10 protein-coding genes are annotated in these 10,579 nt (G+C 68.8%); 8 read left to right on the forward strand and 2 right to left on the reverse strand.

The annotated features are described in order from the left end of the window. Positions 1–28: 28 nt before the first annotated feature. The 6 genes from AC2FNJ_RS13225 to AC2FNJ_RS13250 all read left to right on the forward strand — a co-directional run bounded on the left by AC2FNJ_RS13225 (position 29) and on the right by AC2FNJ_RS13250 (position 7,663). Entirely contained in the window at positions 29–2,125 is a 2,097-nt protein-coding gene (locus AC2FNJ_RS13225; RefSeq protein ID WP_496764837.1) for a 3-hydroxyacyl-CoA dehydrogenase NAD-binding domain-containing protein, read from the forward strand. Further along, positions 2,125–3,300, forward strand: coding sequence for an acetyl-CoA C-acyltransferase (locus AC2FNJ_RS13230; protein WP_496764839.1), 1,176 nt, complete (start codon positions 2,125–2,127; stop codon positions 3,298–3,300). The genes AC2FNJ_RS13225 and AC2FNJ_RS13230 overlap by 1 nt, the downstream gene beginning before the upstream one ends. A 106-nt stretch (positions 3,301–3,406) precedes the next feature. Beyond that, positions 3,407–4,597, forward strand: a complete 1,191-nt coding sequence (locus AC2FNJ_RS13235) for an acyl-CoA dehydrogenase family protein (protein ID WP_496764841.1) — start codon at positions 3,407–3,409, stop codon at positions 4,595–4,597. Between the two features lies 1 nt (position 4,598). Then, the gene (locus AC2FNJ_RS13240; RefSeq protein WP_496764843.1) at positions 4,599–5,726 is read left to right on the forward strand and encodes an acyl-CoA dehydrogenase family protein; all 1,128 of its coding nucleotides are present in this window, start codon (positions 4,599–4,601) and stop codon (positions 5,724–5,726) included. Next, on the forward strand, positions 5,707–6,132 hold the full coding sequence (locus AC2FNJ_RS13245; RefSeq protein ID WP_496764845.1) for a PaaI family thioesterase: 426 nt from the start codon (positions 5,707–5,709) through the stop codon (positions 6,130–6,132). The genes AC2FNJ_RS13240 and AC2FNJ_RS13245 overlap by 20 nt, the downstream gene beginning before the upstream one ends. A 43-nt stretch (positions 6,133–6,175) precedes the next feature. Then, positions 6,176–7,663 carry a class I adenylate-forming enzyme family protein gene (locus tag AC2FNJ_RS13250; RefSeq protein ID WP_496764847.1) on the forward strand — a complete coding sequence of 496 codons (1,488 nt, stop codon included), beginning with the start codon at positions 6,176–6,178 and terminating at the stop codon, positions 7,661–7,663. 93 nt (positions 7,664–7,756) lie between these two features. Here AC2FNJ_RS13250 and rpe read toward each other — a convergent pair whose 3' ends face one another. Beyond that, the gene (gene rpe, locus AC2FNJ_RS13255) at positions 7,757–8,446 is read right to left on the reverse strand and encodes a ribulose-phosphate 3-epimerase (RefSeq protein ID WP_496764849.1); all 690 of its coding nucleotides are present in this window, start codon (positions 8,444–8,446) and stop codon (positions 7,757–7,759) included. 170 nt (positions 8,447–8,616) lie between these two features. Between rpe and fosX the strand changes: the two genes are divergently transcribed. Both fosX and AC2FNJ_RS13265 read left to right on the forward strand, forming a co-directional pair. Beyond that, positions 8,617–9,036, forward strand: a complete 420-nt coding sequence (gene fosX, locus AC2FNJ_RS13260) for a FosX/FosE/FosI family fosfomycin resistance hydrolase (RefSeq protein WP_496764851.1) — start codon at positions 8,617–8,619, stop codon at positions 9,034–9,036. After that, entirely contained in the window at positions 9,033–9,878 is an 846-nt protein-coding gene (locus AC2FNJ_RS13265; protein WP_496764852.1) for an EamA family transporter, read from the forward strand. Before fosX ends, AC2FNJ_RS13265 begins: the two co-directional genes overlap by 4 nt. A 13-nt stretch (positions 9,879–9,891) precedes the next feature. Here the strand turns inward: AC2FNJ_RS13265 and AC2FNJ_RS13270 are convergent, their stop codons facing one another. Beyond that, positions 9,892–10,575, reverse strand: coding sequence for a DUF1045 domain-containing protein (locus tag AC2FNJ_RS13270; RefSeq protein ID WP_496764854.1), 684 nt, complete (start codon positions 10,573–10,575; stop codon positions 9,892–9,894). Between the last annotated feature and the right edge of the window lie 4 nt (positions 10,576–10,579).

Raw genomic sequence — 10,579 nt, forward strand, 5'->3', positions numbered from 1 at the left:
GCGGGTCAGGCAAGGGAGGATGGGCCGAATGTCTGAGGCCGTGGAATACGAACGTGACGGGGATATCGCAGTATTGGCCGCCAACAATCCGCCGGTGAACGCGCTGGGCGTGGATGTGCGCCGGGGATTGCAGGCCGGGATCGAACGGGCCGAGGCCGAGGGCGCCAAGGCGGTGCTGATCTATGGCAAGGGCCGGACCTATTTCGCCGGGGCCGACATCCGCGAGTTCGGCAAGCCGCCGCAGGATCCGTGGCTGCCGGAGCTGTGCGCGCGGATCGAAGCCTCGCCGCTGCTGGTGGTGTCCGCCATTCACGGCACCGCGCTGGGCGGCGGGCTGGAGGTGGCGCTGGCCACCCACTACCGGGTCGCGGTGCCCTCGGCCCGGGTCGGCCTGCCCGAAGTGCATCTGGGTATTCTGCCCGGCGCGGGCGGCACCCAGCGCCTGCCGCGCGTGGCCGGTGTCGAGGCGGCGCTCGACATGATCACCAGCGGCCGGCATGTGCGCGCCGACGAGGCGCTGAAGCTGGGCGTGGTAGACAAGGTGGCCGAGGGCGAGCCGCGCGAGGTCGGGCTGGCCTATGTCCGCGAATTGCTGGAGTCGGGTGCCGCGCGTCGGCCGGTCAGCGACATGCCCGCCCCGAAGCCGGTGGATTTCGACGCGGTTCATGCGCAGGTGCTGCAGAAGGGGCGCGGGCAGCTGTCGCCCGCCACGGCGGTGCGCGCGGTGCAGGCGGCGTGCGAGGCCGACAGTTTCGAGGCCGGGATGCAGCGCGAGCGGGAGCTGTTCATGGAGCTGATGGCGACGGATCAGCGCAAGGGGCTGATCCATGCGTTTTTCGCCGAACGCGCCGTTGGCAAGCTGCCGGAACTCAAGGGTGTCGAGCCGCGGATGCTGCACCAGATCGGGGTGATCGGCGGCGGCACGATGGGTGCGGGTATCGCCACGGCGGCGCTGTTGTCGGGCCTGCCGGTGGTGATGCTGGAGATGTCGCCCGAGGCGGCCCATGCCGCCAAGGAACGGATCGCGGGCAACCTGGCTGGCGCGCTCAAGCGCGGCAAGATCAGCCAGGCGCGGCATGACGAGATTCTGGACAGCGAACTGACGCTGGCGACCGGATACGGCGCGCTGAGCACCGTCGATCTGGTGATCGAGGCGGTGTTCGAGGATATGGAGGTCAAGAAACAGGTCTTTGGCCAGCTTGACGCGGTGTGCAAGCCCGGCGCGGTGCTCGCCTCGAACACCTCGTATCTCGACATCAACGAAATCGCGGCCGCCACCACGCGGCCCGAGGACGTGATCGGGCTGCATTTCTTTTCGCCGGCCCATGTGATGAAGCTGCTGGAAGTGGTGGTGGCCGACAAGACCGCGCCCGAGGTGGTGGCGACCGGATTCGCGCTGGGCCACCGGCTGAAAAAGGTCTGCGTCCGCGCAGGTGTCTGCGACGGGTTCATCGGCAACCGGATTCTCAGCACCTACCGGACCTGCGCCGATCACATGATCCTCGACGGCGCCAGCCCCTATCAGATCGACAAGGCGCTGACCGATTTCGGGTTTGCCATGGGGCCGTTCGCGGTGGCCGACCTGGCGGGGCTGGATATCGGCTGGGCGGTGCGCAAGCGCAAGCGGGCCGAGGGGCTGGACCCGCGCGCCCGCGACAGCACCTATGCCGACAAGCTGTGCGAGGCGGGGCATTTCGGGCAGAAGACGGGCAAGGGATATTATGTCTACGAGGCCGGCAAGCGCGGCGGCGTGCCCAACCCCGACGTGATGCCTCTGATCGAGGCGGAACGCGCCGAACAGGGGATCACGCCGCGGGACTTCTCGGACGGGGAAATCGTGCGCCGCTACATGGCCGCGATGGTCAACGAGGCGGCCAGGGTGGTGGGCGAGGGGATCGCGCGCCGGCCGCTGGATGTGGATGTCACCCTGCTTTACGGCTACGGCTTTCCGCGCTATCGCGGCGGGCCGCTGAAATGGGCCGATCTGGAGGGTCTGCCAGAGCTTCTGGCGGACATCAAGGAATGGGCCAAGGAAGACGACTATTTCTGGCAGCCCGCCCCCCTTCTGGAGCAACTGGTGGCCGAGGGCCGCACATTCGACGATCTGAACAAGGAAGCCTCGTGATGAAACAAGCCGTCATCGTATCCGCCGCCCGTACCGGGCTTGCCAAGTCGTTCCGGGGCTCGTTCAACCAGACCCACGGCGCCACCATGGGCGGTCACGCCGTGAGCGCGGCGGTGGAGCGCGCCGGTCTGGACGGGTCCGAGATCGAGGATTGCATCATCGGATGCGGTTTCCCCGAAGGCGAGACCGGAGGCAATATCGGCCGCCAGATCGCGATCCGCGCCGGGTTGCCCGTGACCGCCTCGGGGATGACGGTGAACCGGTTCTGTTCCTCGGGGCTGCAGACCGTGGCGCTGGCGGCGCAGGCGATCACCGAGGGCGGTTCGGGGCCGATGGTCGCGGGCGGAGTCGAAAGCATCTCGATGGTGCAGCCGCATACGCGCCCGTCGCCAGAATCCTGGATTCAGGAACACAAGCCGGCGATCTACATGACCATGATCGAAACCGCCGACATCGTGGCGGAACGCTATGGCGTCACCCGCGAGGAGCAGGACGCCTATGGCCTGCGGTCGCAGCAGCGGATCGCGGCGGCGCAGCAATCGGGCAAGTTCGACGACGAGATCGTGCCGATGCAGGCCACGATGGCGGTCAAGGACAAGGAGACCGGCGCGGTGTCGCAGCGCGAGGTGACGGTGGATCGCGACGAATGCAACCGCCCGAACACCACGCTGGAAGGTCTGGCCGGGCTGGAGCCGGTGCGCGGCGCGGGCAACTATATCACTGCCGGCAACGCCAGCCAGCTGTCGGACGGCGCGGCGGCGGTGGTTCTGATGGACAGCGCCAAGGCCGAGAAGCGCGGGCTGGACCCGATGGGCGCCTTCAAGGGCTTCTGCGTTGCCGGCTGCGAGCCGGACGAGATGGGGATCGGCCCGGTCTTTGCGGTGCCGCGGCTGCTGGAACGGCACGGGCTCAAGGTGGATGACATCGACCTGTGGGAATTGAACGAAGCCTTTGCCAGCCAGGCGCTGTACTGCCGCAACCGGCTGGGGATCGAGGACGAGATCTGCAACGTCAACGGCGGCTCGATCGCCATCGGCCATCCGTTCGGCATGACCGGCGCGCGCATGGTCGGCCACCTGCTGCGCGAGGGCAGGCGGCGGGGCGCCAGGCTGGGTGTGGTGACGATGTGCATCGGCGGCGGCATGGGCGCGGCCGGGCTGTTCGAGATCTATTGACCGCAGGGAGCGACCGGCCCGCCCGTCGAGGGCGGGCCGGTCGCCGTCCGGCGCAGGGCGCCGGACCCGCAAGGGCCAGGCCGCAGTTCCGGGGAGGAGAGCAGGGATGGATCTGAATTACACCGACGACGAAATCGCGTTTCGCGACGAGGTGCGCGCCTTTCTGGCCGAAAAGCTGCCGAGCGAAATCTCGGACAAGGTGCGCGCCGGGCAGAGCCTTGGCAAGGAGGGGCATGAGTGGTGGCACGCGACCCTCAACGAAAAGGGGTGGCTGAACTTCAACTGGCCCAGGGAATTCGGCGGGGCGGAGTGGAACGCTGTGCAGCGCCACATCTTCGAGGAAGAATGCGCCATGGCCCGTGCGCCGCGCATCGTGCCGTTCGGCCTGTCGATGCTGGGACCGGTTCTGCAGAAGTTCGGCTCGAAGGCGCAGCAGGACTATTTCCTGCCGCGCATCCTGAACGGCGAGCATTGGTGGTGCCAGGGCTATTCCGAGCCGGGGGCGGGGTCGGATCTGGCCTCGCTCAAGACCCGCGCGGTGCGCGACGGCGACCACTACGTGGTCAACGGCCAGAAGACCTGGACCACGTTGGGGCAATATGCCAACTGGATCTTCTGCCTGGTGCGGACCGATCCGGAGGCCAAGCAGCAGGAGGGGATTTCGTTCCTGCTGATCGACATGAACACGCCGGGGATCGAGGTGCGGCCCATCATCCTGCTGGATGGAACGCCGGAAGTGAACGAGGTGTTCTTTGACGACGTGCGGGTGCCGGTGGAAAACCTGGTGGGCGAGGAGAACAAGGGCTGGACCTATGCCAAGTATCTGCTGACCCATGAGCGCACCAACATCGCGGGCGTGGGGTTCAGCCGCGCCGGTCTGGACGCGGTCAAGCGGATCGCGCGGGTCGAATGCGCAAATGGCCGGCCGCTGATCGAGAACCCGCATTTCGCGGCGCGGCTGGCGCAGGTCGAGATCGACCTGATGGCGATGGCCACGACCAACATGCGCATCGTCAGCCAGGCGGCGGCCGGGCAGGCGCCTGGGGTGGAAAGCTCGATGCTGAAGGTCAAGGGCACGATCATCCGGCAGGAGATCAACGACCTGGCCCGCCGCGCCGTCGGCCCCTATGCGATGCCCTTTGCCTCGGAGGGGGTGGAAGGCGACAATGACCCGATCGGGCCGGACTATGCCGGGCCGGTGGCAGCGCAGTATTTCAACAACCGCAAACTGTCGATCTTTGGCGGGTCGAACGAGATCCAGCGCGGAATCATCGCCAAGGTGAAGATGGGGGGCTGAGATGGATTTCAACCTGACCGAAGAACGCCAGATGCTGCAGGACACGCTGCGCCGGTATCTGGCAGACCGCTATACCACGGCGGAACGCAACCGCATTCTGGACGGCGATACCGGGATGAGCGGCGAAATCTGGGCCGAACTGGCCGAGCTGGGCGTGATCGGCGCGGTGTTTTCCGAGGCCGAGGGCGGGTTCGGCGGGGCCGGGTTCGACATCGCCACGGTGTTCGAGGAACTGGGCCGTGCGGGCGTGGTCGAGCCGTTCCTCGACACCGCGGTTCTGGGCGGGCGGCTGCTGGCGGCGCAGGGCACGCCGGAACAGCGCGCCCTGTTGGAGCAGGCGATCGGCGGCCAGCTGCATCTGGCGCTGGCGCATGGCGAGCCGGCGAGCCGCTATGACCTGAGCCGGGTGGAGACCACGGCGCGGGCTGACGGCGGCGAGATCGTGCTGTCCGGCCGCAAGGCGGTGGTCGTCAATGCCGAGGCCGCCGGATACCTGATCGTGTCCGCCCGCGAGAGCGGCGGGCCGTTCGATCTGGAGGGAATCTCGCTGTTTCTGGTGCCCGCAGGCACCCGCGGGCTGACCCTGCGGGGCTATCCGATGCTGGCCGGCGGCCGCGCCGCCGAGGTGGTGCTGGACGAGGTGCGCCTGCCGGACAGCGCCCGGATGGGCGCGCCGGGGCAGGGGCTGCAGGCCCTGCTGGACGCCATCGCCGCCGCCAATGTCGCGCTGGCGGCGGAAACGCTGGGCGCGATGGAAACCGCGGTCGAACTGACCCGGCAATACCTGCTGACGCGCAAGCAGTTCGGCCGCCCGATCGGCACGTTCCAGGCGCTGCAGCACCGGTTTGCGGACATGCTGATCGAGCTGGAACAGGCGCGGTCGGCGGTGATCAATGCGGCGGGGCATCTGGAGGCTCCGGATCGCGACCGTCAGATCGCCGCCGCGCGCAACCTCATCGCACGGGTGGGCCGGCTGGTCGCGGAAGAGACGATCCAGATGCATGGCGGCATCGCGATGACCCAGGAATACGAACTGGCCCATATCGCCAAGCGGATCGTCATGGCCGATCACCGGTTCGGGGACGCGGACCATCATCTGGAGCGGTTCATTGCCCTCGGCGCGGCCTGACGGCGGGCGGCCGAACCTGAAGCCGTCGGGCTGCCAGAGGGCGGTGGGGTTCGAGATCGACCTGACCGACCCCGAGGGGCAGGCCCGCTGCCATCTGGACATTCGCCCGGAGCATCTGAACAGTCAGGAGGTTCTGCATGGCGGCATCATCGCCATGCTGCTGGACGTGGCCTGCGGCAACACCGCCTCGGCCTGGTTCGACCGCGCCGCGCATCCGATGGTGCTGACCGTCTCGCTCAGCACCAGTTACGTGGCCGCCGTGGACCGGGGGCGGGTCACGGCCACGGGGCGGCCTGCGGGCGGGGGGCGCAAGCTGGTGCATGTGAACGGCGAATTGCGGCATGAGGACGGAACGCTGATCGCGACGGCAACGGGCGTGTTCAAGCGGCACAGGCTGGTCAGGTGAGGCGCGCCCGGGCCGGGCGGCTGAAACAGGAGGGGGAAACAGGGTGAAGTGGCACGACTATCCCGGCGCGCAGATCGCCCGGCGTCCCGATGCGCCGGCGTTTTCGGAGGCCGGGGGCGCGCGCTGGACCTATCGGCAGTTGGACGATGCGGTTGGGGCGATGGCGGGTCTGCTGGAGGAGTCCGGCCTGCGGGCTGGCGACCGGGTGCTGATCCTGGCCGAGAACTGCTGCGCGGCGGTGGCGTCGCTGTTCGCCTGTTCGCGGATCGGGGCCTGCGCCATTCCCGTCAATGCCCGCCTGACCGAGGCGGAGTTGCGGCGCATCGCGGATCATGCCCGGCCCGCGGCCGCGCTCTATACCTCCGCGGCATCACCGGATGCCGCGCGCCATGCCGCGGCGGCGGGCGCGCGTGCGGTGGAGGGGGCGTTCGGACAGATGCACCTGGCGACGCCCTGGCCAAGCGATCCGGATCCGGCACTGTCGGACGTGGCCGTGATGCTCTTTACCACCGGCACCACCGGCACGCCCAAGGGGGTGATGCTGACCCATGAGAACGTGCTGTTCGCCGGGCGCACCTCGGCCGAGCTGCGGGGCATGACCGAGGCGGACGTGATCTATGGCGTGTTGCCCATCACCCATGTATTTGGCCTGGCCTCGGTGGTGACGGCGGCGACCTGGATCGGCGCGCCGGTCCGGCTTGAGGCGCGGTTTTCGGCGGCGCGGACCTATGCGGCGCTGAATTCCGGCGTCACGCTGTTTTCCGGGGTGCCGCAGATGCACGCGCTGCTGATGCAATACACCAGGGAACAGGGGTACGAGCGCCTGCCGACCGACACGCTGCGCTATGTCTCGTCGGGTGCGGCGCCGCTGGACCCGGCGTGGAAGCGCAAGGCCGAGGCGTTCTACGGGGTCGCCATCCAGAACGGCTATGGGTTGACGGAAAGCACGGCGGGGGTCTGCGCCTCGACCTGCGCGCCGGGCGATCCGGATGTTTCGGTGGGCCCGCCTCTGCCGGGCGTGGAGGTCCGGATCGATCAGGACGTGGCTGGCGGCGGCGCCGGCGTCGGCGAGGTGCTGACGCGCGGGCCGCATGTGATGAAGGGTTATTTCCGCAATCCGGACGACACGGCGGCGGCGCTGCGGGGTGGCTGGCTGCGCACCGGTGATCTGGGGCACTTCGACGACCGGGGGCATCTGCATATCGTGGGCCGGTGCAAGGAGCTGATCATCCACGGCGGGTTCAATGTCTATCCGCCCGAAGTGGAGGCGGCGCTGAACGACCATCCCAAGGTCATCCAGGCGGCGGTGGTCGGACGCATGGTGGAGGGCGACGAAAAGGTGGTGGCCTTTGTGCAGGTGGCGCCGGGGGACGAGCCCGCGGCGGAGGAATTGCACGCCCATGCCGCCGGGCGTCTGGCGGGCTACAAGCGCCCGGCGCAGATCGTCGTGGCGACCGAATTGCCGGCCGCGCCGACCGGCAAGATCCTGAAACACAGGTTGCTGGATCACTTTGCGGATCGCTTGGCCTAGCACCGCGCGGACGCGCGGTGCCCGGCCCAACGGGAGGAGGTGCCGCGCCAGCGGCGCCGACGACGGGCGGGAGCGCGCCGGTCGGCCGGTGCGTCAGGCCCAGACGCCCGCGGCGGCGTTGCGGATCTCGCGGATGTTGTCGCCATAGACGCCCGGATTGCGCACCGACCCGCCCTTGAACACGGCGGAGCCGGCCACCAGCACGTCGGCGCCGGCGCGGGCGACCAGAGAAGCGGTGTTCGGATCGACGCCGCCGTCGATCTCGATATGCACCGGGCGGTCCCCGATCATGTCGCGCAGGCGGCGGATCTTGGGGGTCATGTCGATGAATTTCTGACCGCCGAAGCCGGGGTTGACGGTCATCACGCAGACCAGATCGGTCAGGTCCAGCAGGTGCTCGACCGCCTCGGCCGGGGTGCCTGGATTCAGGGCGACGCCCGCCTTCATCCCCGCGCCGCGGATGGCCTGAAGGGTGCGGTGGATATGCGGCCCCGCCTCGACATGGGCGGTCAGGATGTCGGCGCCGGCGTCGGCGAAGGCGTCGATATAGGGATCGACCGGCGCGATCATCAGGTGCACGTCCATCACCGTCGTCACATGCGGGCGGAACGCCTTGACCGCCGGCGGGCCGAAGGTGAGGTTCGGCACGAAATGCCCGTCCATCACGTCCACATGGACCCAGTCGGCGCCCTGCGCCTCGATGGCCTGAATCTCCTGTCCGAAATTGGCGAAATCGGCCGACAGGATCGACGGGGCGATCCTGATTCTGCGGTCAAAGCTCATGGCAGCCTCGTGAATGGTAAGCGTTGCTGCGCCATATAGCCGGGTTGCGGGCCGAAGGGTAGGGTGTCGCGCCGAATGATGCGCCAGCGGGGTGGCCGGGTGCGATCCCGCGCGCCACCCGCACAGGGCGCCTGTACACGGGCCGCGATTGCGGCGATGCTGGCCACGGCATGAGCGACGGGCTGTCCCATATCACCTTCGTGGTGTCCGATCTCGACCGGATGCAGACGATCCTGGAAACCGTGTTCGCGGCGCGCTGCGTCTATCGCAGCGGCGCGGCGCAGTTTTCGCTGTCGGAGGAGCGGTTCTTTCTGATCGGCGATGTCTGGGTCGCGATCATGAAGGGCGACCCGCTGCCCGCGCGGAGCTACAACCACGTCGCGTTCAGGATATCCGAGGCCGAGTTCGACGAATGCCGCAGACGGGTGGAGGCGCTGGGCCTGGAGATGCGGCCGCCGCGCCCGCGCGTCGAGGGCGAGGGGCGGTCGCTGTATTTCTACGGTCCGGACAATCACCTGTTCGAATTGCATACCGGAACGCTGGCCGAGCGGCTGGAACGATACGCCCGCGCGGGAACCGGCGCGCCATGAGCGGGACGGTCTTTCTGGTCGTTCTTCTGGCGGCGGCCCTGCACGCGACCTGGAACGCGCTGGTCAAGGGCGGCGCGGACAAGTCGGCGGGCATGGCGGCGGTGGTTCTGGGACAGGGCGCGGCCGGGCTGGTCGCCCTGCCGTTCGCGCCGCGGATCGACTGGGCGTGCTGGCCCTATCTTGCCGGTGGCGTGGCGCTGCATCTGGGCTATCAGCTGTTTCTGGTGCGCGCCTACAAGATCGGCGATCTGACGCAGGTCTATCCGATTGCCCGCGGCGCCTCGCCCCTGCTGGTCGCGCTCGGCTCCGCGGTGTTTTTCGGCGTCACCTTCGACCGGATCGAGCTGACGGCCATGCTCATGATCTCGGTCGGCATCGCCTCGATCGCGCTGGTGCGGAAACAGGACGGGCTGTTCAGCCTGCCGGCGGCGGGCCTGGCGCTGGTGACTGGTGTGTTCATCGCCGCCTATTCCATCGTGGACGGGCAGGGCGCGCGCATCGCCGGCACCGCGCTGGGGTTTTTCGGCGCGCTCACCGTGGTCAACGCGGCGGCGCTTTGCCTGGTCGCCCGTGTCGCGCGGCCGGGTCTTCTGCGGCGGGCGCTGGCGGTCTGGCGGCTGGGTCTGGTCGGCGGTGCGCTGTCCTTCGCCGCCTATGTGCTGGTGGTCTGGGCCTTTACCCAGGCGCCGATCGCGCTGGTCACGGCGCTGCGCGAGACCTCCATCGTCTTTGCGCTGCTTCTGGGCGTGGGGGTTCTGAACGAGCGGCTCGATCTGAAAAAGGTGCTGTCCACCGCGCTCACCCTTGCGGGGGCAATTCTGCTGCGGGTGGGGCGGCCCTGAGCCAGAGCCCTGGTCATCCGGTCAGGTCGTGGCGTTCGAGCAGGTGAAAGCGTCCGTCCTCCGCCTCGCCGACCAGCGCGATCTGGCGCAGGGCGAAGGGCGCGGGCAGGAGCGGCGCGAGGTGCCGTCGCAACGCCGCCTCGGCGCGTGCCCTGGTGTCCGGGTCGAGCTTGCCGGTCAGGGTGATGTGGTACCGGAAGTCGTCGAACACGAAGGGGTATCCCCAAGTGTCGAGATTCGCGGCCTGGGTCGGGCTGAGCCTGTCGTGGCGGCGTCGGGCGCGGGCGGCATCCGGCATCGGGGCGCGGTAGGCGTCCAGGTCGCGCACGCAGGTCGCGGCGAGCGCGTTGATTGCGTCGGGGGCTCCGACCGGGCACAGGGCCAGAAACCGGCCCATCCGCGCGAGGGCCAGCCCCGGCGCGCGCGCGGGCGGCACCGAGGATGCCAGCCGGGCGATGGCTGCGTTGAGGCCCTCGACGCTCTGGCCCGGCGCCAGCCGGAACGGCGCCTTGAGCGTGGCGTGCAGCCCGTAGCGGCGCGGCGTTTCGGTGATCGCGGCAAGGTCGAGCCCGGCAATCGGCGGCTGCGCCACCTCGGCCCCCGTCTGCAAGTCCCAGCCCAGCCAGGCGGTGCAGAATTCGGCCCAGGGCTCGTGCGGGGGCGGGACATGGTACACCGCGTAACGATTGAAGCGCATGACC

It is taken from the genome of Ruegeria sp. BHSB196, assembly GCF_059613135.1.